The following is a 23,108-nucleotide window of genomic DNA, read 5'->3' as shown; positions in this document are numbered from 1 at the left end:
TCCGCCGGGTCTCCACCCGGCCGCACCGCCCCCGCTGAGCGCCCGCGTCACCACCACCGGCCGGGCCCCGCCCCGCGCACCCGACCGCACGCCTCGCGTCGCCGAAGGTCCGTCAACCCTGGAGCCGCCATGTCCGCCATCCCCCTCGACACCGACACCCAGGCCGCCACGATCGTGCGCCCCGATGTCCCCGACTCGGACTGGAACGACTGGCACTGGCACATGCGTCGACGCATCACCAACGTCGACAAGGCCCGGCAGTGGATCAACCTCACTCCCGAGGAGGAGCAGGCGATCGCCGGAGTGGCGGGGCGATATCGCTGGAGCATCACGCCCTACTACGCCTCGCTGATGGATCCCGACGACCCGCTCTGTCCCGTACGGCAACAGGCCGTGCCCGCCGGCGGCGAACTGGTCGAGTTCTCCGGCGCGGAGGTCGACCCCGTCGGCGACACGTTCTACCGCAAGACCAATCGTGTCGTGCACAAGTATCCGGACCGGGTCATCCTGCTGGTCACCGAGGCATGCCCGGTGTACTGCCGGCACTGCACGCGCAAGTTCCACACCACCGACGTCAACGGCACCTACTTCCGCGACGACGAGGGCGAGTCCTTCGACGAGGATCTGCGCTACATCGCCGAACACCCGGAGATCCGCGACGTGTTGCTGACCGGCGGGGATCCGCTGTCCTATCGGGACGGCAAACTCGAGGAGATCATCGCGGGACTGCGGGCGATCCCGAGCGTGGAGATCATCCGGATCGGCAGTCGATTCCCCGTGTTGTTGCCGCAGCGCATCACCGACGAACTGTGCGAGATGCTGGCCCGGTATCACCCGGTATGGGTCAACACCCACTTCAACCACCCCAAGGAGATCACCCCGGAGGCGAGCGCGGCGGTGGACCGCATGTTGCGCCACGGCATCCCGGTGGGGAACCAGACCGTGCTGCTGCGCGGGATCAACGACGACGTCGCGACCATGCGCACGCTGATGACGGAACTGCTGCGTATCCGGGTCCGCCCGTACTACCTGTACCACTGCGACAACGTCACCGGCGTCTCGCACTTCATGACCTCCGTGGCCAAGGGCTGGGAGATCATGGAGGGCCTCCAGGGCCACATCACCGGCTTCGGGGTGCCGCAGTACGTGCTGACCACCCGCCTCGGCAAGATCCCCATCGCGCGGCCCTACTTCACCGTCACCCCCGACGGCCTGCGCCTGCGCAACCACAAGGGCGAGGAAATGCTCGTCGACAACGCGGTGTACCCGATCACGGAGGCGGACACGCGATGACCCTGGACAAGCGACTGGGACAACGTTTCCTGCCCTACGGCGCGAACTGGCTCGACTGGTCCGACATGACGGAACTGCGGGAGGTGATCGACCACCAGGTGTTGTTCCGCTACCAGACCGAAACCGAGAGCATGGCCTCGCGGTTGGAGCGGGTCACCTGCGAACGCCTGGGCGTGGCTCACACGTTGGCCGTACACAACTGCACCGAGGCGCTGCGACTCGCGCTGATCGCCACCCGCCCGCGCATCGGCGACCGGGTGTACATGCCGGCCGTCACGTTCGTGGCGGTGGCCGGCGCCGTGTTGTCCTGCGGGCTGATCCCGGTACTGGTCGACGCCGACGACTCGTTGTCGCTGGACCCCACGCTGCTGCCGTCCGACGCCGAACGGGTGATCGTGGCCCACATGGAGGGCGCGGTGGCCACGCTGCCCAAGGGAGTGCCGTATCTGATCGAGGACTGTGCCCAGTCCCTCGGCGCCCGCTTCCCGGACGGCCGTTCGGTGGGGACCGCGGGCTACGCGGGGACCTTCAGCTTCCACCACAACAAGGTGCTCACCTCGGGCGAGGGCGGGTTGGTGATCAGCAACGACGAGCAGGCGTGGGCGGCGATGCGCTGCTACCACGACCACGGCTCGGCGCGGGTGCCCGGGCGTTATCCCACCTGGAACGAAGACGCCTACTACGGGGAGAACTTCGTCACCGGCGAGCAGGTCGCCGCGGTCCAGTGCCAGCAGTTCCGCCACCTCGACGAACTCCTCGAGGGGCTGGAGCGCATGTACGCCATCGCGATGGCGGACCTGCCGGACCGGGCGGACCTGGAGGTACGGCCGCGCGCGGCGGGCGACGCAAAGGTCAGCCTGCGCTTTCGCTGCCGCGACCGCGCGCTGCGCGACGCCGCCGTGGCCGCGCTGACCGCCGAGGGCATCGCCAACTGGACGCTGAACAAGTACCTGTTGCCGGAGCACCCGGTACTCACCGGCCGCCGCTCGCTCTACGCCGACGGCTTCCCGTGGAACCACGCCCCCGAGGGCTCGCTCATGCTCAGCCACGACGGATTCGCGCGTACCCGCGATCGATTGGACCGCACGCTGTGCGTACCGCTGGCGCCGGAATTGCCGGAGGCGGAACAGGTCGCCGCGGTCAAGGCGATCCGGCGCGTCCTGGAGGCGGTGTGAGCGCGGGGCGGGCGCCCGTGTTGCTGATGGTGGACGATCGTGCCTCGTCGTTCACCCGCTACGCGGCACGGGCGTTGCCCGATGGCCTGGTCCTGCTGCGGTTCGCCGAGTTGCGTGGCGATCTGCGCGAGGACTACCTGAGCGAGACCGCGCACCTGCCGGCGTTCTGGGTTCGCGAAGGTGTGCCCCTGGCGGAGGAGGCCCGGCGCTACCGGGAGTGGGCCGCCGAACTGCCCACACCGCCCACCCGCTTCTGCAACCCCTCCGAGCCGCGCCAGCACGTCGCACAGCGCTTCGCCGCCCTGGCCGGACTGCCCCACCTCGGCGAACACCAGGTGGCCTGGGTGCGTGACAAGGCCGCGATGAAGCGGCGGTTCCGCGAACTCGGCCTGCGCACCGCCGCCTTCGGCCACGTGCGGTCGGCGGCGGACGTGGAGCGGTTCGCCGCGGAACACGGATGGCCGCTCGTGCTCAAGCCGGTGGACTCGTTCGCGTGCGTCGACACCCACCTGCTGCGCGACCGGGACGCGGTGCGCGACATCGACCTCACCGCCCGCGACTTCATGGTCGAGCAGTACCTCGGCGGCACCGAATGGGAGGTGTGCGCGCTCATCCACGAGGGCGAGGTACTGAGCGCCTGGCCCAGCGCGATGCCCTACCGCCCGCTGGCCATCGTCGACGGCGCGATGAACGCCAACATCAGCGTCGGTACGGACGAGGGCCCGGCCGTGGACCTGCCCGCCCTGCTCCAGCGCATCGTCACCGGCATGGGCATCGACCACGGATACGCCCACATGGAGTTCTTCGTGGTCGACGGGCAGGTCTACGCCGGCGAGATCGGGATCCGGTTGGCCGGCTGCGAGATCCCCGCCAACCACGGACACGCCTACGGATTCGACGTCTTCGCGGCCACGCTGGACGTGTACCTTGGCCGCCGCCCCCGCCTGGACTACCGCGAACGCCGGTGCGCCGGCGATCTGCTGCTGCCGCTGCCCGGATCGGGAACGGTACGCCGGGTCACCTCGGCGGACGAACTCCTGCGCCTGCCCGGCGTGGTCGACGCGGTCGTGCGGGCCGGGGTCGGCGACACGGTGACGGCCCGCCGCGCGTCGCACAACGCCTCGGGACACGTCCACGTCGTGGGCGAGTCGATCGGGCAGGTCGAACGGCGTATGCGGGCGGTCCTGGACGCCTTCACGATCGAGGTGGCCCCGGTCCGCGAACCCGATCCGGTGTCCGGATGACCGCCGCTCCGCGTCGCGAGGACACCGACACCGACACCGAGACCGGGACCGACGCCGGATCCGTGGTCGACCCGGGCCCGGCCGCCGCGAACTCGGCGCCGGCGGCGGCCTCCGGGCCCGGCGGCGGGCTGTTCACCCGCTTCCGTGCCCTGCTCACCCGCCCCGGCGTCGCCGGCGTGGCCTGGTGGAGTGTCGTCGCCCGGCTGCCCGTCTACCTGATGTCGCTGGCCATGGTGCTGACGATCCGCGAGCAGGGCGGGAGTTACCCGCAGGCCGGGCTGATCGCCGCGCTGTACACGGTCGGCATGGCCCTCGGCAGTCCGCTGATCGCCCGCCTGCTCGACCGCGACGGCCGCCGAGGCGTGCTGATCGTGACCGGCCTCGCCTATCCGGCCACGCTCGCCGCGCTGGTGTGGGCCACCCGACCCGGCTCCTGGGCGCAGCCCGTCCTGGCCGTCGCCTCGGGCATCGCGCTGCCGCCGACGAACGCGTGCATGCGGGCGCTGTGGGCGCGCATGCCGCTCGACGACGCGCAACGGGAGACCGCCTACCTGTGGGAGGCCCTGCTCACCGAGATCCTGGTCATCGGTGCACCGTTGATGCTCGCGGCCCTGATGGTGTGCGGCTCCGCCGGAGCGGCGCTGACCGTGGTCGCCGTCGTCGGCGGCGCGGGCGCCCTCGGCCTGGCCTGCGTGCGCGTGCCCACCAACCCGGAAGCGGTGGCCGATCCCGGCTCGGAGGGGGCCGACGCCCGCGCCGCGCCGCGCCACCCCTTGCGCGATCCGCCGATGCTCGTGCTGATGGGCGTGATGGCGGCGAGTGCCGTCCCGATCGGCCTGATGACGCTGGCCATTCCGGCCTCGGTGTCCGCGCACGGATCGAGCGACGGCACGGGAGTCGTGTACGCCTGCTGGGGGGTCGGCAGCGCACTGGGCGCGCTGTGGCTGGGGCGCGCCCCGTCGCGGGTCGCGATGCATGTGCGCTTCCCCCGGCTGGTGCTCGCGTACGCGATCGGTACGGGGCTGACCGTGCCCACCACCTCCCCGGTGACCCTGGGCATCGCCCTGGTCGTCGGGAGCATGCCGATGGCCCTGGTGTCGGCCGGCGAGATGACCCTCGTCGGCGCCCTCGCGGACCCGCGGCTGCTGGCACAGGCGTTCACGTGGGCGTCGCTGGCAACGGTCCTGGGGGACGCGGTGGGTCAACAGGTCGGTGGTCTGCTGATGGACCCGATCGGCCCACGCGGTGTGTTCACGGTCGCGTTCGGCGTGGCCCTGGTGGGCGCGGGACTGGCTTTCGCGGGACGCAGGGTGCTCGTCCCCGAGGCCGCGCTCCCGGTGCAGTGCGCGACTTGACCGCCTCCTTCGACCGCTCCGGCCCCGCGATGGCCGCCGACCGCCGGCGAAGTCCCGTCCGCCCCACCCGGTTCGCCCCGTGCCCGACCGGGCCAATCCACATCACACACGAGGTCACCCGTCATGAACGCTCCCGTTGTCGCCGCAGCACCCGACCGCCCGGATCCGACGCCCGCCGGCGCGCTGTTCACCGTGGTCGACTTCGACCGACTGCCGCAGGCGGTGGCCGAGTTCCTGGCCGCGCCCGCGCACACCCCCGTACCCGTGGCGTGCGCCGAACGCCCGGACCTGGCGCACGCCGTCGAACTGGCCTCGCGCCTGTACGCCGGGATCGCCCTCCCCGAACCCCTCGACGTGGGCATCCTGCTCGGGGCGGAGGACCTGCCCGACGGTCTGCCCGCGCTCGCCCGCCCGCTCGCCCGCACCTGGGTGACCGAGCACGAACTCTGCGGCACGGCCGAGGCGTTCCGGCGTCGACACCCCGGAACGCTGCTGCTCGTCGGCTGCTACGACCGGCTCAACCTGGACCCGATCCGCGGCCTGCTGCTGACCACCTATCGCGGCCGCGAGCCCGGCCTCACCCTGCTGAGCGGACGCGACGCGGCCTCGGTGGCCTGGAACGTGGCCAAGCAGTACACCTCGACACCGGCCGCCGGGGTCGACGCGATCGGCCTGTTCACCGACACCGACCGCCCGCCGCACCCCTCCGGGGTCCGGGTGTTCGACGACCGCGACTTCGAACGCGTCGACATTCAGGCCGAGATCCTGGGCACGCGCTGGCATCGGGTGGCGTTCCAGGGACACGGCAAGGACGACAGCGTCAACCTCGGCGAGTTCACGATCTGCGGCCTGAACGCGGCCGTCCCGCCCCGGGCCGGCCTGCTCGGGCCGCGCTGCGCGTACGGGCTGCCCTGCTACAAGCCCGAGGACAAGCTGGTCCCGCTCAACCGCGTGGAGGCGGCCGAGGTGGTGCTCAGCGCCTGCAACAGCGGCCCGCTGGCCGACCTCGCGCTGTACGACCCCCGGTATCAGCTGCTGCTCAACGCCCTCGACGGACCGGCCCGCACGATCGTCTCCGCCGTCTCCGTGCACGACTCCGATCGGCCGGAGAACGTCGCTTGGATGCGCGCGGCCCTGGCCGGCGCGGACTCCGTGGACACCCTGAACGCCGGCCTCGCCGGCTCACACCCCTACCCGGCGTTCATGCGTTTCGGGCTGCCCCGTACCCCCCGGGACATGCCCGCGCCGACCCCTTCCGAGCACCGCCCCGACCCGCTCGTGCTCACCGCCGGACGACGCCTGACCACCCTGCTCACCTCGGAACTGCTGCCGCACAACCACGCGTTGCGCCCGAGGCTGGTCAAGCTCGCGCGCAAGGTGGACCTGTGGCTCGCCCGGCCGACGCATCTCGCCGACCAGTCGCCCGAGGAGATCCGCTCCTCGCTCACGGCCGACCTCCAGTCGCTCGACCACGTGATCACCGAACAGGTCGTGGCGAACCCCGAGAACGAGATCATGAGCTACCCGGCGCACTTCGGCGACCGCAGCTCGCTCGATCCGCAGGTGCGCGAGGTGACCTGCCACTGCGGGCGCCCCGCCCAGGAGTTCACCCGGCGCGGATTGCTCCCGCACGTCTCGGACACGATCTGCGCGGTCTGCATGCGGTGCGGCGACGTCACCTTCCGGGTGCCCGAGGCGCCGTCCCTGCTGGCGTACGCGGCCGACGAGGTGGCGCAGGGTGGGGAGTTGGAGGTGCGTGCGGTGCTCACGGCCGCCCGGCCGGGACCGGTGCGACTGGGCCTGTTCGTGCCCACGTACCTGCGTGAGGACACGACCGTGGTACCGGCCACCGTCCGGATCCGGGCCGTGGACGACCGCCCCCAGGACGTCGCCTTCCGGGTCCGGTTCGCCGCCGAAACCGCGCCGCAGGCCTACTACTTCACGGTCTTCGCCGTGCAGGACCTCGCCGTCTCGACGGCACGCCGCCATTTCGGGGTCGTGCCGCGCCGGACCTGAGGATCCGCCCCGAACCCCATTCCCACGTCATCACAAAGGACGGATGCCATGGAAACCCGAGACAAGCCCGAGATCGAACTCGTCGAGCAGAACGGCGAGCTGACCCTGAGCATCGGCGGCGAACAGGCCATGCAGGCCTGGGAGCGCGACCTGATGTGGGCCAGTGCCGACATGTTGTGCGAATACGGCCGGGACTTCTACGAAGTCGGCCTCGGTCTGGGGCTGTCCGCGCTGCGGATCGCCGGCAATCCGGCCACCCGCAGCCACACCGTGCTTGAACTCTTCGACGAGGTCGAGGAGTTGTTCCGAAGCAAGCACCCGACGCTGCCCGACAACCTCGCCATCGAGCGCGGCGACTTCTTTCAACGTGTCTTCGAACTGCCGTCGGAGAGCATCGACGGCATGTTCTTCGACCCCGCCCTGGACATGGAGGTGTGGAAGGACGAGGCGCTGTGGGCGAGGACCATGCCCGAGGTCGTTCGAGCGCTGCGCCCCGGCGGGGTGTTCATCCCCTTCTTCAGTACCCGGCCGGAACTGCGGTGGCAATACCTGCCGCACTTCCGCAGCATCCGGGTCGAGTCGCATCCGTACCAGGCGTACGAGGGCACCGAGTACACGTACGGCACCAGCGGTCAGGCGTACATCCAGTGTTTCCGCAAGACCTGACCACGCCGTTCCGTTCCCACGATCTCATTCCGGAGGCAGCCGCATGACCATCGCCCCCTCGACCGACCGACTGTGCGGCCTCGACGTGAGTTCGCTGTTCCTGGCCGGGCCGTTCATCCAACTCCTGGACCCGGCCACCGGCGAGATGCCGGAGCACGCACGGGCGCCCTTCGACATCCTGATCCGACACTTCGAGGCACGCGGACTCGCCGTGCACAACGCGCACCGCCGCGAGGCGTGGGGCGCCGAGCTGATGCGCCCGGACCAGTGCACCGGCCTCGACCAGGACGAGATCCGCAAGGCCGACGTCTTCGTCGCGCTCCCGGGCTTCCCGGCTTCCCCGGGTACCCACATCGAGATGGGCTGGGCCAGCGCCTTCGACAAGCCCATCGTGCTGATGTTGGAGGAGGGACGGGAGTACACGTTCCTCGTCCAGGGGCTGCACACCGTGGCCACGGTGGAGTACGTGGAGTACGCGCAGGGCCGGGACATCGCGGAATACCTGCCCGAAGTCGACGCGGCGCTGCACCGGGCGGTGACCCGGCACCGCGAGCGCACCGGCAAGGGCGAGAGCTGACCGGCGCGTTGCCGCATCGGCGGGTGGTCGGGCGCAGGCCCGGCCACCCGCCTCCGCACGTGGCCGATCGGACGGGGACGGGGACGGGATGGGGATCACTATGGGGACGGGGGTTCGATGAGAATCGCCGTGGCCGCGCTCGCCGCCTTGGCCACGTTCGTCGCGGGGGGCATGGCCGGCTCCGGGTCGGTGCGCCCGGATGGGGCACGAGCGTTCCCGGCGGCGCGGGCGGAGGCGGTGCGCACCCCGGCGGCGCCCCGCTACACGGTCGAGTTGGCCGGTGACGCCTCGGGGAGCGGGTGGACCGGTCACGAGCGGGTGGGATTCACCAACGTGTCGGCCGCTCCGCTGGGTGAGGTGTACCTGCGGTTGTGGGGCAACGCGCACGGTACGTGTTCCGCGCCACCGATCGAGGTCTTCGAGGTCACCGGTGGTGTCCCGGCGGGCCTGTCGGTCGGCTGCACGGCCCTGCGGATCGAGTTGGGCAGGCCGCTGCGTCGCGGGGAGGGCGCCACGATCGGCTTCCGGCTGCGGATCCGGGTCCCGGCCGGTATCGACCGGTTCGGCCACGACGGCGACCACGCCTTCGTCGGCAACGCGCTGCCGGTGCTGGCGGTTCGGGACGGGACGGGCCGGCACCTGGACCCGTACACGAACACGGGCGAGTCCTTCTACTCGCTCGCCGCCGACTTCGACGTCACGCTCGACCACCCGTCGAACCTGCGGGTACCGGCCACCGGCACCTCGGTCGACCGTCCGGGCGCACCCGGGCGCACGGTCACCACCGCGACGGCCCGCGACGTGCGGGACTTCGCCTGGGCGGCGGGGCCGTTCACCGGGATCTCCGGGACCTCCTCGACCGGCGTCGAGATCAACGTGTACGCGGACGGCGGCATCGAACCGGCCGATGTTCGGGCCATGTTGGACGTCGCGCGGGCGGCCGTCGACGCCCATGCCGGGCGCTTCGGCGCGTACCCGTACACCGAGCTGGACGTGGTCCTGGACGACGATCTGTGGTTCAGCGGCATGGAGTATCCGGGCTTCGTCCTGGACCGCGTGCGGCCCACGGCGCTCGTACACGAACTGGCCCACCAGTGGTGGTACGGGATCGTCGGCAACGACGAGTACGGCGGCCCGTGGCTCGACGAGTCGTTCGCCGAATACGCGACCGACCTCGCGCTCGGGAAGACGGGGGAGGGGTGCGGGAGCGAACTCTCCTGGGCTGCGTCGACGGAGCGGATCACCAACTCGATGCGGTACTGGGACGCGCACCCGACACGTTACGAGACGGTGGTCTACGACTACGGGAAGTGCGCGCTGCACGAACTGCGACGGCTGATCGGCGAACCCGCGATGGAGATCCTGCTGCGCGACTATGCCACCGCCCACCGGTACGGAATCTCCACCACGGCGGAGTTCAAGAAGGCGGCCAGGGCGACCACTTCGCGGGACCTGACGCCGTTCTGGGCGCGGTACCGCATCGACGGTTGACGGTGAGCATGCGGGGCCCGGCGCGGACCCGTAGGGGGAGACCCGGCCCTCCGCGGTGTCGGGTGGCGAGTGGGTTTCGGGTGTGCGGGATCTTGGGGGAGGGCAGGCGGGAAGGTCGGCGGCCTGTTCGCCGGTTGATGTTCGAGGCGAGGGAGATGGTTGTGGAGTTCGGTCCGAGTCGGCGCGGGGTTCTCGGTGGGGTTGCCGCGGGGGTCCTTGCCGTTGTTGTTCCGGGTGCGGGAAGCGCCGTCGCGCGGGGTGTGGACGACCGGGAGGTCGTCGGGCGGTTGCGGGCGCTGGAGCGGGCGCATGTGGCACGGCTCGGGGTGTTCGCGTGTGATGTGGTTTCGGGGCGGACCGTGGTCCATCGCGCGGATGAACTGTTCCCGATGTGTTCGTCGTTCAAGACCATCGCGGTGGCCGCCGTGCTGCGGGACCTCGATCGGGACGGGGAGTTCCTGGCCAGGCGCATCCGGTACACCGAGAAGGACGTCACCGAGGCCGGGTATGCGCCGATCACGGGGCGGCCCGAGAACCTGGCCGACGGCATGATCGTCGCGGACCTGTGCGCCGCCGCCATTGCCTACAGCGACAACGGGGCGGCGAATCTGCTGCTTCGCCTGCTCGGCGGTCCCGGCGCGGTGACCGGTTTTTGTCGGTCCGTCGGGGACGGGGTGACCCGGCTCGACCGGTGGGAGCCCGCGCTGAATTCGGCGGAGCCGGGGCGGGTGACGGATACGTCGAGTCCGCGTGCGCTCGGCCGGACCTACGCCCGGCTCGCGCTGGGCGGTGCGCTCGATGCGCGGGACCGCGAGCGGTTGACCGGATGGCTGCTGGCCAACACGACCGGCGGCAAACGACTGCGGGCGGGGCTTCCCGGGGACTGGGTCGTCGCGGACAAGACCGGCACCGGGGGCTACGGCACCACCAACGACGTGGGTATCGTCCGGCCGCCGGGGCGGGGGCCGATCGTGATGGCGGTCCTGTCCACGAAGGACGACGCCGCGGCGCCGGCCGACGAACCGCTGCTCGCCCAGACCGCGACGGCGCTGGCGGAGGCATTGGGCTGACGTGTACGGGAGCGGGGGCCGGAGGCGGCGAGCGCCCCCGGCCGCCGCCGCGAGTGACCGACTGGTGCCGTTCGGCTACGGGTCGTGCGGCGGGCGGATTCAGGCGTGGGTGGTGCTGAGGGCTCGGCGCAGGGCGGTCAGCGAGTCGGGGACCTCGCGGGTGCGCAGGACTCGGGCCCGCCAGGGGGCGATCAGGTGTTTGCGCCAGAAGGTCCGCGGATGCAGCGTCCACTCGACGGTCAGCCGGGTGGCGGCGGGTTCCTCGACCACCTGCCAGTTCCACTCGACGTAGCCGGGATTGCCGTCGTCGGTCGCCGAGCGGTGTCGGAACACGCCGTGGACGGCGTCGATCGCGGTCAGGCGCGAGCGGCTTCGCCACGACGGCATGCCGGCCGGCTTGACCACGACCAGCCACTCCGCTCCCGGTTCCAAAATCGCCGGACGCTCCAGCACCTTCGTGATGGCGGCATTCCATTCCGGCAGCCGACGCACGTCGGTGACCAGGTCGAAGACCGCGCGCGGGGTCGCGGTGAACGAGGCAGTGGCCGAGCCGGAGAAGACCGGCCCACCGCTGTCGTGCGCGGTCATGACGCGCCTCCCGTCCCCGAGTGTCGGAGAAGTGGGATGTGGTTCCAGTATCGCGCGCCGGGCACTCGGGCCGAGGGGCGCCGAGCGGGCGGGCGAGTGGTCAGGGTCGTGGTGCCCCGGAGCCGTCCGGGGACATGTCCTCGCTGCCGATGACCGACAGCAGTTCGAGGCGGGCGGCGCCCTCGGTGCCCGACGGGGCGGTGAACCACAGCAGGCGTTGGCGTCCGTCTTCGCTGAAGAGGCTGTGGCAGTCGAGTTCGATCACGCCCAGGGTCGGGTGCACGATGCGCTTGTGGTCCGTCCGCCGCAGCCCGACGTCGCCGGTGTCCCACAGGTCGGCGAACTCCTCGCTGCGGCGTTGCAGTACGGCGACGATGCGTCGGACCGCACTGTCGCGGTCGCGCCGTGCGGCGACCGCGCGCAGGTCGGCGACGAAGACGCGGGAGTGGTGGGGATGGTCCTCGGGCGGGTGGATCGCCCGAGCGCCCGGGTCGGTGAACCAGCGGTACACGAAGCTTGCCGCGGGACCGTGCAGCGCCGGCGCCGGTCCGACCAGGGCGACCGCGAGCGGGTTCTGGACGAGGGTTTCGTGCAGGTCGGTGATGACCTGCGCGGGTGTGTCGGCGAGCCGGTCGAGCAGCCCGAGCAGGGCGGGTTGTACGTGTGCGGCCGGGCCGTGCGGCGGTGGGAGCGGCCGGTCGGCGAGGTGGAACAGGTGGTCCCGCTCGTCGCCGTTCAGCCGCAGGGCGCGGGCCAGGGAGGCAAGAACCTGGGCGGAGGGTCGGGTGCCGCGGCCGCGTTCCAGTTCCGTGTAGTAGTCGGCGGAGAGTCCGGCCAACTGCGCGACCTCCTCGCGCCGCAGGCCCGGGACCCGGCGCCGAGGGCCGACGGGCAGTCCGACGTCGGCGGGCCGGACCCGATCGCGCCGGGTCCTCAGGAATGCGGCCAACTCGGACTCGTTCACGCCACCATCCTCGGACATGCCGCCACGGGGATCCAGGGGTCGGCGACCCCAGGGTAAACACAGCCGTGGTCGGACCGGGTCCGTCGGCCCAGGCTGGGATCGCAGCGAGCCGGCCGCGCCGAAGCGCACTCGCGGCGGCCGGCTCGTCGATCCCTCCCCTCATCCACCGCAGGAGTTCGCATGTCCGCCGAGGAAACCGAGAAGATCCCGATGCCGGCTCGGCAAGCCGAGCACGCCGCGATGCCGGACGCGGCGGGCGTCGGTCCGGCCCGGCCCCGCGTCGCCGTCGTCACCGGTGGCTCACGCGGCATCGGCCGGGGGACCGTGCACCGACTGGCGGCCGACGGATACGACATCGTCGTCGGGTACGCGGGCAACCGGGACGCGGCCGAAGCCGCCGCCGAGGCCGTGGTCGCCGCCGGTGGTCGCGCGGTGGCCGTGCGTGCCGACGTCGCCGACGAGGACGAGGTGGCCGCGCTGTTCGCCGTCGCCGAGTCGGAGTTCGGCGGCGTCGACGTCGTGGTGCACGCCGCGGGACGCATGTACCTGGCACCGGTCGCGGATCTGGACCTGACCGAGCTGGACGCCGCCCACCGCACCAACATCCGGGGCACGTTCGTGGTCGCCCGGCAGGCCGCTCGTACCCTGCGCCCCGGCGGCGCGTTCGTCACCTTCTCCACCTCGGTCACCGGCTTGGCCTTCCCCGGCTACGCCGCCTACAGCGCGAGCAAGGGCGCGGTCGAAGCGCTCACCCTGATCCTCGCCCGCGAACTGCGCGGCCGGGACGTGACGGTCAACGCCGTCGCCCCCGGTCCCACCGCCACCGACCTGTTCCTCGACGGCAAGGACGCCGCGACGATCGCCCGACTCGCCGCCGAACCGCCGCTGGAACGCCTCGGCACCCCGGCCGACATCGCCGAGGTCGTCGCCTTCCTCGCCGCACCGGCCGGCCACTGGGTCAACGGCCAGGTCATCCGCGCCAACGGCGGCATCATCTGACCGCCCGGCAACCCCGACAGACCATCTTCGAAAGGAAAACCCATGCCGTTCGCGAACTTCAAGATCCCCGCCGGAACCCTCGACGAAAAGGCCAAGGAAACCATCGTCACCCGCACCACCGAGCTGTATGTCGAAATCTACGGCGAACGAGCCCGCGCCACCACGCTGGTCCTCATCGAGGAGGTCCCCGACGGCGGTTGGGGCATCGGCGGCAACGTCCTGACCCTCGCCCGGCTCACGCAGCCCAGCGACGACTGACACCCGACCGACCCGCCGACCCCACCGTGGGAGGCCATCGCCGGGAACAGTGATTTGCCTTGTGTGGGTGGGTTGTTCGGGTGTGGGTCGGGCCGGTGCCCGGGCTTTTCGCCGGAAATCCGTTGTCGTTCCGGCGTCGCTGGGGTCTCCGGTGGGTGTTCGCGTGCTTCGATGTGGCGGGCGGCCCGCAGGGGGTACGCACGAAAGGACGGAATACCGATGGCCGAAGAACTGATCGCCACGTTGAACACGACGCTCGGGCAGGTCGTCGTGCGACTGTTTCCCGAGCACGCGCCGGAAACCGTCGCCAACTTCGTCGGACTGGCCGACGGCACTCGCCAGTGGCGTGATCCGTCGACCGGTGCGCCCGGCAAGGGAGCGCTGTACAACGGAACGATCTTCCATAGGGTGATCGGCGGCTTCATGATCCAGGGCGGCGATCCCCAGGGAACGGGTATGGGCGGGCCGGGATACGAGTTCAAGGACGAATTCCACCCCGCCCTGCAGTTCGACCGGCCGTACCTGTTGGCGATGGCCAATGCCGGACCGGGAACCAACGGCTCCCAGTTCTTCATCACCGTCGCCCCGACGTCGCACCTCACGAACCGGCACACGATCTTCGGCGAGGTGGTCGAGGGCCGGGAGGTCGTCGACGCCATCGCGAAGGCCCCGACCGGCCGGAACGACCGCCCGCTCACGGACATCGTCATCCAGTCCGTCGCCATCGAGCGCCGCCAGTCCTGACCCACGCCGATCGTGGTGCCTCCGCTTCCGAGGTCGGAGGCACCACGATCGCGCACCGGGGTTACCGCCCTCGTATCGGCCGGACTTGCCATAACCGCAAGTTTTCGTGCCGCCGTGGTGTGGGCCGGCGAGGCTGGGGTGCGTCGAACGGGCCGGTGGTTGCCGGGCTCGTTCGCTTCCCCTAGTCACCGAGTGCCGTCGGGCGGTTTCGCGGACGGCTGGTGATTCCCCGTCCCGAGGGCAGGAATACATGAATTTCGGACCAGGGTTGTTGCCGCGCCGCCTTCTTCGATCCGGGCGGGTGGTGGTGGCCTTCGTGCTTGCGCTCCTGCTCACGGTCGGCCTCGCGAGCTGTTCGGCGTCGAGCGGGGACGATGTGCCCTCCTACGCCGCCGCGACTCGCGGTGATCGCGGCTTCGAGGGCACGTTTCGGCATGAGTTCGCCGATGTCGACGGTGTCCGTATGCACTATGTGACCGGTGGCAGCGGTACGCCGGTGGTGTTGATACACGGGTGGCCGCAGACCTGGTACGGCTGGTGGCCGATCATGCCGGAACTCGCCAAGCGCCACACCGTGTACGCCGTGGACCTGCCCGGACTGGGCGACAGCACCGGATCGCCGACCGGGTACGACAAGGCCACCCTGGCGCGGTACATCCACACGCTGATCGCCGATCGGCTCGGCGTGCGTGACGCCCGCGTCGTCGGGCACGACTTCGGCGCCGCGGTGGCGTTCCAGTACGCCGGGCAGTTCCCCGGCGACACCGCGCGGCTCGGCTACCTCGATCTGCCGCTGCCCGGCCCCGCGATCGACGCGTCCACGTATCGAACGCTGAGTTGGCACATCGCGTTTCACTCCCAGCGACGGGTTCCCGAGGCGGTCGTGGGCAATGACGTCCGAGCGTACTTGGCGCTGTTCTACCCCCAAGTCGCCTTCGGGGGCTCGGCGTTCGGAGGAAACTCGGATCGATCCCCGTTCAGCGACGCGGAGGTCGAGGAGTATGCGCGTACCTATCGCCGGCCCGGTGTGCTGTCGGGCGGTTTCGAGCTTTATCGCGCATTGGAGAAGGACGTTCGCGACACCGTGGCGGCGGCACCGGTGCGGGTTCCGACGCTGCTGATGACCGCGCAGGGGCAACTGGACGCGATCCGGGGCACGGTGGCGCCGCGTATGACGGACATCGTGCGGGCGGTGGACGTGCCGAACGCGGGGCACTGGCTGGTCGAGGAGAACCCGCGGTTCGTGGCCGGGGAGTTGTCGCGATTCCTTGATGGGTGATCCGCGCTCAGTCGGGGCGCGTGGCGGTGACGTGGTCGAGGTTGTCGCGGGCTGATCGGGCCGCGGTCGAGGCGTCTTGGGCCGCCTGGTCCGCACGTTCGTGTTCGGCTTCGGCCTTGTCGGCCGCGGTGCCGAGGCGGGTGGCCGTGGTGCGGGCCTTGTCGAGGCGGGTGGCCAGGGCTTCGACGTCGGCGAGGGCTTCGGTGTGGCGAGCTCGGGCCTTTTCGGCGGCGGTACGGCGTTCCCGGGCCGTGCGGGTCGCCTCTCGGGCGGACTTCTCCGCGGCCTCGACGGTGGTGCGGGCGTGGGCGAGTTCGGATTCGTATTGTTTGCGGGCGCGTTCGCGGGCGGCGCGCGCTTGGGCCGCGTGGTTGCCCTTCGCGGACTCGGCGCCCTTCGGGGCGTTCGCGTCCTTGGTGGCCTTGGTGGCCTTGGTTGCCCTGGTGGCTTCCCCTGTCTTCCCGACTCCGGCGGGCGGAGTGGCCTTTCTCTGCTTGGTCGTTCGGCCTGCCGGCGCGGAGGCGAAGGTGCCCTCGGGGTGCAGTGGGGCGGTGAGTCGGCCGGCGGCGAGGCGTTGCGCGGCTTCGGGGTCGGCCAGGGCCGTGTTCAGGGTGTCCTGGAGGTCGCGGAGGGTGGTGTCGCCGACGGTGGGGTGGCCGTGGGCGGCGGCGAGGGCGAGGGCCCGGTGTTGGAGCGCGTCGATCACGCGGTGGCGTTGGCGGGAGAGTTCGCGCAGTTCGGGGCCTTGCAGCTGCTCCTGCGCGTCGCGCATCGCGGTGCCCAGTCGGAGGAAGGCGTCGATTTCGTCGCGGTGTTCGCGGACCAGGAGGTTCGCGAGCCAGGCCGCCAGGACGGGGCGCCGCAGGTCGCCGATCCGGCCGGCCATGGCCCGGTCGCCGGCGGTCCGGACGGTGTGGGCGCGTGCGTCGCGGGCGGCGACGAACTCGTCGGGGGCGAGGCCGTACAACTCGTCGACGATCGTGTCCTCGTCGATGCCGGCGTCCTGGCGAGTCGGCTTCCCGCGTGTGGCCATGACCCCATGGTGGCTCTCGACACCGCCGCGCCCCGGTAGTCCGGGCGCGGCCGGCGTGTCGGTGGCGCACGGGCGGTCGGGTTCTCGGCAACCGCCGCGCCCGCTGCGGTCAGCGGCCGGCCGCCCCCTGGGCGACGGCGCGGCGTTGGCGCTCGATCGCGGCGGCGAGGCGGGCCGTGTCCTCCAGGACATAGTCGTCGACCATGCGGCCCCACCGCAGGGTGACCCACTGGATGCCCTCGTTCTCGTAGCGACTGCCGTCGGCCAGGGTCGAGCTGACGGCCAGCCGGACCACGACCGTCGTCTTCCACGGCCACCCCTTGGCCACCACGTCGGTCAGCCGCAGCCGCAGATCGGGCAGGAGCGTGTACAGGTCGGCGAACCACTGTTCGAACGCGTCCCGGCCGACCAGTTCCGCGGCGGGCGCGGCATCCCCGACGAAGCGAAAACGCACCGTCGGCGCGGCCGTCTCCACCGCCGCGCGGTAGTCGCCTCGGGCCATGCGGGCCCAGATCCTTCGCGTCTTCGCGCGCACGATCGTGTGGTACATGCCGGCCTCCGGCCTCGAACCAGTGACTTGTTGTCTGCAAGTTACCGTAGGCGCAGTGACTTGCCGAATACAAGGCACTAGCCTGACCTGGGTGAACAAAGACCGATTCGCGGACATGTCCTGCTCGGTGGCCCGTACTGCCGCCCTGATCGCGGACCCATGGGCGCTGCTGGTCCTGCGTGACCTGTTCCTGGGGTTGGCGCGTTTCGACGAACTGCGTCGCGATCTCGACATCGCCACGAACGTCCTGGCCGATCGCCTGGACCGCCTCCGGGCCGCCGGACTCGTGGTCCGGGAGCCCTACCAACAGCGCCCCGTGCGGCACGAGTACCACCTCACGGACGCGGGCCGCGACCTCTACGGCGTCGTCCTGAGCCTCCTGGCCTGGGGCGACCGGCACTTGGCCGTGGACGGGGTCCCGATGCGGCTGGTGCACAAGACCTGCGGACAGCCGTGCACACCCACGGTGACGTGCGATCACTGCGGCGAAAAGCTCGTCGACGAGGCGGTCGAGGTGCTTCCCGGCCCGGGCGGGCGCGACGCACCCGGCACCACGGTCATCGCGCGGAAGCTCTTCGGGACACAGGAGCATGCCGTCGACGCGGGCGAATCCGATGTACCCGAAGCCGCTACGAGGCCCTGACGGACACGGGTAGGGCCGTCCGCCCGACGAATTTCGGTTGCGGCGGGGTCGGCGCGCCGGGTGGAGTGGCGTCATGGACGGTGTCACGGCGCGCACGCGAGCAGGGGCGGAAGCAACCCGTGGCGGCGCGGTACGACCGGCTCCGTGGCACAGGACGGCGATCCTCGCGGCGCTGATGCTCGCCGCCTTCACCTTCAACACGGCGGAAAACCTGCCGGTGGGCCTCCTGGAGCCGATCGCCGACGGCCTGCACGTGTCGGTGCCGGCGGTCGGCCTCCTCGTCACCGGCTACGGCGTGACCGTGGCCGTCGCTTCCGTGCCGCTCGCGCACGTCGTACGGGCGGTGCCCCGGCGGCACGTGCTCACGGGTGTGCTGGCGGCGCTCGTCGTGTCCAGTCTGGTCGCGGCGTCGGCGGCCTCGTACGGGCTGCTGCTCGGGGCGCGACTGGTGACCGCGCTCGCGCAGGCGCTGTTCTGGGCGGTGATGGCGCCGGTCGCGGTGGGTCTGTTCGCGGCCGAGGTGCGCGGACGGGTGCTCGGGGCGTTGTCCGTCGCCGGGTCGCTCGCCCTCGTACTCGGTGTTCCCGCCGGGACCTGGCTGGGTCGGCACAGCGGCCGGCAGGTGCCGCTGGCCGTGCCGGCCGGTCTGGGGCTCGCCTCCCTGGTGACGATCGCCGTACTGCTGCCGACCTCGCGGCCGGAGGAGGAGCAGGCCGCCTATGGAACCGCTCCCGACGTCCGCCGGTTCGCGATCGTGCTCGCGGCCGGGACCCTGTCCGCCTGCGGGGCATTCGCCGGATTCACCTACATCGTGAAGTTCCTGGACGATGTGAGCGGGTTCGCCGCGAGCACGGTCGGCGTGCTCCTGGTGGTGTTCGGGGTCGCGTGTCTGATCGGGGTGGGCATTACCGGGGCACTGCTCGACCGTTTTCCGTATGCCGCGCTCGCTGCGGCGATGGGCACGCAGGCCGTCGGCCTGCTCGGGCTGTACGCGTTCGGTACCCATCCGGTGGCGGCGGTGGTGTTCGTGGTGCTGATGGGCGGTGCGCTCGGGCCGGTGTTCATGGCTGCGCAGAACGCGATGCTGCTGTGTGCCCCGGGGCGTACCGACATCGCACTCGCGGCGAACTCCGGTGCCTACAACGCCGGTATCGCGGCCGGCGCCGCGCTCGGCGGCCTGATCCTGCCGTTCGCCGGCGTGCGGGGCACGTTCCTCGCGGGTGGGCTGGTGACGGTCGGGGCGTGCGCGGTGCTCGGCGGTGGATGGGCGTGGCAGGGGCGGGGCGTTCGGGCGCTCGCCTGACCGCCGCCCGCGGCGTCGGATCGCGCGTGCCGTCGGCGGCTCAGTGCCGCCCGTGCGCGGAGTCCGAGGCGCCGCCGAACAGGCGGGCCAAGGCGCGGAACGGCAACGTGACAACGGTCGCGATGGCGCTCCCGATCTTGCCCAGGACGTCACCTATGGCTCTGAACATGCTTGCCTCCCGTCAACGCTCGCACGACGACAGAGCAGCGGTCATATCGTGCGAATGCCATAAAAGGACGTTTGCCGTATGTTTCATGGCTGCCCCGTGAGGTCGACGGGAAACGGCGCCCGGCCGGCGCCCGGTTCGGTCACCGTGCGGAACCGGTCGGCCACTCGGTGATCCGCTCCTCGCCGACCGCGACCATCGGGGGCTGCCGCGCGCCCGGCCGCCGTCCCGCGACGGCGCCTGCCACAGTCGGATCGCCGTCGCGGTCCGGCCCGACGCCGGCGTGCGGTGTGTGCGGCAGCCCGGCCCGGCAGCCGGCGGTCCACGAACCTTCGGGCAGGCGCCGCCGCGTCGGTGGCCTGTTTTGCCGGATCAGGCGCCGACTGCCTGCGTATGCGGTCCGGTGAACAGGGCCGAGGCCAGTTGCGCGCGGTCGTTGACGCCGACCTTGCGATACATACGCGTCAGATGTTGTTCGACGGTACTGACCGTGATGTAGAGGAGTTTGGCGATCTCGCTGTTCGTGTGGCCGAGCGCCACCAGGTCGGCGACGCGCTGCTCCGCGTCGGTGAGCAGCGCCGACGGGGCCTTGGACTCGGCGTCGGGACGGTCCCGGTCGGCCGGGAGCAGCCTGCTCAGTGGCTCCGCCCGGCACGTGTCCGCGATGATCCTGGCCTGGGAGCCGATCACCCGGGCCCGCCGAGTCTCGCCGATCGCGTTGTACATGTCGGTCAGGTCGGCCAGCGCGCGGGCCAACTCGTAGCGGTCCCCGCTCTCCTGCAACGCGTCGACGGCTTGGCGCAACAGGGTCGGCCGCCGGTGCGGTTCGTGGGTCGCCGCCAACAGGCGCAACGTCGCCCCGCGAGTGCGCGGCGAACCACCGTGCCCGCCGCGGCTCGCCTCCTCCTCCAGGACGGCCCGGGCCCGGTCCCGCTCGCCCATCCGCAACCACGCCTCGCCGGCGTCGTTGCGCCACGCGATCAGGCCCGGTACGTCCATGCCCCAGCGGACCATCAATTCGCCACAGTCCCGAAAATCCGCCAGCGCACCCTCCCAGTCCCCGACGGCCATGCCGTACCGGCCCCGCGCGTGCAGGTAGTGCAGGCCGGGGCGGCTGTGGAGCATACGCTCCGGGACCGGCAGATACAGCAATTCGGCCGCCTCGTCCCGACGGCCCATCGAGGTGAGCGCGTTCAACAGGCAGGACAGCGGCGCGCCGACCGCCGCGCCCCACGCGCCGATCGGGACCAGGTCGAACGCCGTGGTCGCGTGCAGCGCGGCCCCGGGCAGGTCGCCGAGACGGACGCAGATCTCCGCGCGCACCGCGTGCAGCCGGGCCTGGCTGCCCGATTCGCCCCGCCGTAACGCGGCGGCGATCAGTTCGTCGCAGTACGGCAGCCCGGACGCGGGACGCTCCGCGTAGGTCAGCGCGAGCAGCGCGCACTCGACGGTGTCCAGATCGGTGCCATGCAGCCGGACACCGTGCAAAATCCTTTCGGCGGTATGCACCGCTGCCTCGCTGAAACCCCTGGTCAGCACCGAGTCGAGCACCGCCGTGGCGTCGTGGTGACGCCGACTTTCGGTCGTGCCGGGCAGGCCGGGTGTCGCCGCGTCGAACTCCCGCACCTCGGGCAGCAGTTCGAGCAGTGGGGGATACGAGCAACGAATCCACATCCGGGCGGCGCGCAACTCCGGCGCCGCCTCGGGGGTCGACGCCCGACCCGATGCGGCCAGATGCCGGATCACCTCGCCGGCTGCCTCGAAGCGCCCGGCCCACACCAACGCCCGGACCACGGACAGGATTTCACCGCTGTCCGGGCCATCGTCCGGGCCGCCCGTCGGGCCACCGGCACATACCGCCCGAAGCAGATCGGGAATCCGTCGATCCGGAATCCCGGGTTCCAACCGCCGCTCCGCCCGGAGCAACGCCACCGTGGTCCGCGCCAGTTCGCCCCCGTCCTCGCTCAACGCACAGGCCAGACGCAGACAGTCGACCGCCCGGGCACTCCGGCCCTCGGCCAGCGCGGACGACGCGGCGGCGTCCAGTACGCGCACCGCCCAGGGCGCCCGCACTCCCCGGCCCGCCAGCAGATGCTCGGCGACCACGGTCGAGTCCGCGCCGTCCGCGTACGTCAGTTCCGCCGCGTCCCGGTGCAGCGCGGCCGTGCCTTCGGGGCCCAGATCCGCCAGGACCGCCGCTGCCGCCACCGGATGCCGGAACCGGCCCCGCTCCAGCACACCCGAGGCGTCGAGCACGCTCAGACACCGCGCCACCGTATCCGCCTCCAGACCCAGGAGCCGGCCGATCGACTCCGGGCCCGCCAGGACGGCCAGCGCCTGCGCCACCGCCGCCGTGGGCGTCGGGCTCCGGTGCAGGCACGAGAGCATCGCCCGCGAGTATCCCGGCGACGACGCGTGTTCGCCGCGCCGGAAGTCGTCGAGGATCCCGTCGAGCAGCAGCGGGTTGCCTCCGCTCAACCGCTGCGCTCGAACCGCGACCTGCTCCGCCCGGTCCGCGCCGAGCCCCGCCGCCGTCGCCGCGACCCGTACCTGATCCGGGTCGAGCGGCGCCAGGCGCACACCGCGCACGTGCGGCAGTCGGAGCAACTGCTCCACGAAGGCGGCACTTTGCTCGTTCGTCCCGTCGGCGTGACCGAACACCGCCAACAGCGGGGCGGTGTGCAGGCGGCGGGCCAGATAGGCCAGACACGCGAGCGACGCCGGATCGGCATGATGGATGTCGTCGACCACGATGGCCAGAGGGCGGGGTTCGGCCGGACCGAGCAGGACCGCACACAACGACTCCACGATCTCGGCGTCCACCGCGGACAACCTGCCCGACGCTCCGTGCGTCGAGGCCGCCAGATGCGCCCGGGCGATCGCGAGCAGTCGGTCCACGCGCGTGCCGTCCGAGCCGGACGGCGTTGCCTCGTAAAGCAGTTGGGCGACCACGCCGAGCACGACGCCGGCCTCCGCCTCGGACCCCACGGCCGACCGGACCAGGCCGCCGGCCGCCCGTACCCGATGGGTGAACGTGGCCAGCAGTGTGGTTTTGCCCATGGCCACGGAGCCGCCGACGACGGCGATGCCGCTCTTTCCCGCGAGCGCGTCGTCGAGGAGTTCGGCCAGTGCGGCGCTCGCGTGCGAACGATCCCGCGCGTTCATGTGCCGCTCGCGTCGTGACGGGCGTCGGCCGGTGCCGGGCGATGGGGTGGTCGCCGGGGTGGTACTCCCGCGAACAGGGGTGGCGTGCATGCGGTGGACGTGCTCGGCTGACGGTGATGGCGCTCGATGGTCTCCATGTACCTTCCTTCACACCAGTGATGGGGACACGAAAACGTCGACGGGTGCCACGCGGTGGCACCGACGTCCCGGTCGCCGACCGCGCGACCGGCCGGGGACTCCCGCATCGGGATCCGCCGGCTCGCAAAACGGTTGGCATCGGTCACGTTAACAGGGAACTCGGGGCCGTTGGAGAATCCTCGACGCAAGCCTGACGGCGGCCCGAAAACCGTTCCAATGCGCGTTCGTTGCCCGGCGGGGCGGACGTCGGGGTGCGCAGGGGTTGGAAACAGGGGTGTTGCCGGCCACGGGAGCGATCGAAGACTTGGTCGACCGTGAGTCCGCCCGTCCGGCAGGAGCCGGTGTGCCCGACCGGGTCGGTCGCCGGGCCCGACCGCGGACCACCTCGGCC

The 23,108-nt window shown here is 71.5% G+C and carries 21 protein-coding genes; 15 read left to right on the top strand and 6 right to left on the bottom strand.

The features are described 5' to 3' along the window. Positions 1–129: 129 nt before the first annotated feature. From blsG to bla, 9 genes are all read left to right on the top strand, one after another. Complete coding sequence (blsG, locus tag ACFXKZ_RS20470) at positions 130–1,293, top strand: arginine 2,3-aminomutase (protein ID WP_380002299.1); 1,164 nt, start codon at positions 130–132, stop codon at positions 1,291–1,293. Beyond that, positions 1,290–2,468: a DegT/DnrJ/EryC1/StrS family aminotransferase gene (locus tag ACFXKZ_RS20465; RefSeq protein ID WP_380002298.1), complete on the top strand. Its 1,179-nt coding sequence runs from the start codon at positions 1,290–1,292 to the stop codon at positions 2,466–2,468. The genes blsG and ACFXKZ_RS20465 overlap by 4 nt, the downstream gene beginning before the upstream one ends. Continuing rightward, entirely contained in the window at positions 2,465–3,712 is a 1,248-nt protein-coding gene (locus tag ACFXKZ_RS20460) for an ATP-dependent carboxylate-amine ligase (protein ID WP_380002297.1), read from the top strand. The genes ACFXKZ_RS20465 and ACFXKZ_RS20460 overlap by 4 nt, the downstream gene beginning before the upstream one ends. Beyond that, a complete protein-coding gene (locus tag ACFXKZ_RS20455) occupies positions 3,709–5,067 on the top strand; it encodes an MFS transporter (protein WP_380002296.1) in 1,359 nt (452 codons plus the stop codon). The genes ACFXKZ_RS20460 and ACFXKZ_RS20455 overlap by 4 nt, the downstream gene beginning before the upstream one ends. Positions 5,068–5,190: 123 nt before the next feature. Then, a complete protein-coding gene (locus ACFXKZ_RS20450) occupies positions 5,191–7,083 on the top strand; it encodes a hypothetical protein (protein WP_380002295.1) in 1,893 nt (630 codons plus the stop codon). A gap of 48 nt (positions 7,084–7,131) precedes the next feature. Continuing rightward, positions 7,132–7,749 (top strand): class I SAM-dependent methyltransferase, encoded by a 618-nt coding sequence (locus ACFXKZ_RS20445; protein ID WP_380002294.1) that lies wholly within the window; start codon positions 7,132–7,134, stop codon positions 7,747–7,749. A 43-nt stretch (positions 7,750–7,792) separates the two neighbouring features. After that, positions 7,793–8,326 carry a nucleoside 2-deoxyribosyltransferase gene (locus ACFXKZ_RS20440; protein WP_380002293.1) on the top strand — a complete coding sequence of 178 codons (534 nt, stop codon included), beginning with the start codon at positions 7,793–7,795 and terminating at the stop codon, positions 8,324–8,326. Positions 8,327–8,443: 117 nt separating this feature from the next. Further along, on the top strand, positions 8,444–9,817 hold the full coding sequence (locus ACFXKZ_RS20435) for a M1 family metallopeptidase (protein ID WP_380002292.1): 1,374 nt from the start codon (positions 8,444–8,446) through the stop codon (positions 9,815–9,817). A 155-nt stretch (positions 9,818–9,972) separates the two neighbouring features. Then, positions 9,973–10,887 carry a class A beta-lactamase gene (bla, locus tag ACFXKZ_RS20430; protein ID WP_380002291.1) on the top strand — a complete coding sequence of 305 codons (915 nt, stop codon included), beginning with the start codon at positions 9,973–9,975 and terminating at the stop codon, positions 10,885–10,887. Positions 10,888–10,986: 99 nt separating this feature from the next. Here the strand turns inward: bla and ACFXKZ_RS20425 are convergent, their stop codons facing one another. Together ACFXKZ_RS20425 and ACFXKZ_RS20420 are read right to left on the bottom strand one after the other, a co-directional pair. Beyond that, positions 10,987–11,475, bottom strand: a complete 489-nt coding sequence (locus ACFXKZ_RS20425) for an SRPBCC family protein (protein ID WP_380002290.1) — start codon at positions 11,473–11,475, stop codon at positions 10,987–10,989. Between the two features lie 100 nt (positions 11,476–11,575). Continuing rightward, positions 11,576–12,439 (bottom strand): helix-turn-helix transcriptional regulator, encoded by an 864-nt coding sequence (locus ACFXKZ_RS20420; RefSeq protein WP_380002289.1) that lies wholly within the window; start codon positions 12,437–12,439, stop codon positions 11,576–11,578. A 240-nt stretch (positions 12,440–12,679) separates the two neighbouring features. Here ACFXKZ_RS20420 and ACFXKZ_RS20415 point away from each other — a divergent pair, with 240 nt between their 5' ends. The 4 genes from ACFXKZ_RS20415 (at position 12,680) to ACFXKZ_RS20400 (ending at position 15,719) form a co-directional block, all read left to right on the top strand. Then, positions 12,680–13,438 carry an SDR family oxidoreductase gene (locus ACFXKZ_RS20415; RefSeq protein ID WP_380002657.1) on the top strand — a complete coding sequence of 253 codons (759 nt, stop codon included), beginning with the start codon at positions 12,680–12,682 and terminating at the stop codon, positions 13,436–13,438. A gap of 42 nt (positions 13,439–13,480) precedes the next feature. Beyond that, positions 13,481–13,696: a tautomerase family protein gene (locus ACFXKZ_RS20410; RefSeq protein ID WP_380002288.1), complete on the top strand. Its 216-nt coding sequence runs from the start codon at positions 13,481–13,483 to the stop codon at positions 13,694–13,696. Between the two features lie 219 nt (positions 13,697–13,915). Next, a complete protein-coding gene (locus ACFXKZ_RS20405) occupies positions 13,916–14,440 on the top strand; it encodes a peptidylprolyl isomerase (protein ID WP_380002287.1) in 525 nt (174 codons plus the stop codon). 250 nt (positions 14,441–14,690) lie between these two features. After that, on the top strand, positions 14,691–15,719 hold the full coding sequence (locus ACFXKZ_RS20400) for an alpha/beta fold hydrolase (RefSeq protein ID WP_380002286.1): 1,029 nt from the start codon (positions 14,691–14,693) through the stop codon (positions 15,717–15,719). 7 nt (positions 15,720–15,726) lie between these two features. On the opposite strand, the gene ACFXKZ_RS20395 is transcribed toward ACFXKZ_RS20400, so the two are convergent. Next, positions 15,727–16,752, bottom strand: a complete 1,026-nt coding sequence (locus ACFXKZ_RS20395; RefSeq protein WP_380002285.1) for a hypothetical protein — start codon at positions 16,750–16,752, stop codon at positions 15,727–15,729. 109 nt (positions 16,753–16,861) lie between these two features. Beyond that, complete coding sequence (locus tag ACFXKZ_RS20390; RefSeq protein ID WP_380002284.1) at positions 16,862–17,302, bottom strand: nuclear transport factor 2 family protein; 441 nt, start codon at positions 17,300–17,302, stop codon at positions 16,862–16,864. Positions 17,303–17,393: 91 nt separating this feature from the next. Between ACFXKZ_RS20390 and ACFXKZ_RS20385 the strand changes: the two genes are divergently transcribed. After that, positions 17,394–17,945 (top strand): winged helix-turn-helix transcriptional regulator, encoded by a 552-nt coding sequence (locus ACFXKZ_RS20385; RefSeq protein WP_380002283.1) that lies wholly within the window; start codon positions 17,394–17,396, stop codon positions 17,943–17,945. A 175-nt stretch (positions 17,946–18,120) separates the two neighbouring features. Beyond that, positions 18,121–19,248 carry an MFS transporter gene (locus tag ACFXKZ_RS20380; RefSeq protein WP_380002656.1) on the top strand — a complete coding sequence of 376 codons (1,128 nt, stop codon included), beginning with the start codon at positions 18,121–18,123 and terminating at the stop codon, positions 19,246–19,248. 40 nt (positions 19,249–19,288) lie between these two features. On the opposite strand, the gene ACFXKZ_RS20375 is transcribed toward ACFXKZ_RS20380, so the two are convergent. Together ACFXKZ_RS20375 and ACFXKZ_RS20370 are read right to left on the bottom strand one after the other, a co-directional pair. Continuing rightward, a complete protein-coding gene (locus ACFXKZ_RS20375) occupies positions 19,289–19,417 on the bottom strand; it encodes an LPFR motif small protein (RefSeq protein WP_268812575.1) in 129 nt (42 codons plus the stop codon). Between the two features lie 369 nt (positions 19,418–19,786). Next, positions 19,787–22,579 carry an AAA family ATPase gene (locus ACFXKZ_RS20370; protein ID WP_380002282.1) on the bottom strand — a complete coding sequence of 931 codons (2,793 nt, stop codon included), beginning with the start codon at positions 22,577–22,579 and terminating at the stop codon, positions 19,787–19,789. Between the last annotated feature and the right edge of the window lie 529 nt (positions 22,580–23,108).

Source organism: Embleya sp. NPDC059237, assembly GCF_042754105.1.
Lineage (GTDB): Bacteria > Actinomycetota > Actinomycetes > Streptomycetales > Streptomycetaceae > Embleya.
This window is presented reverse-complemented; position numbering and strand designations above follow the sequence as displayed.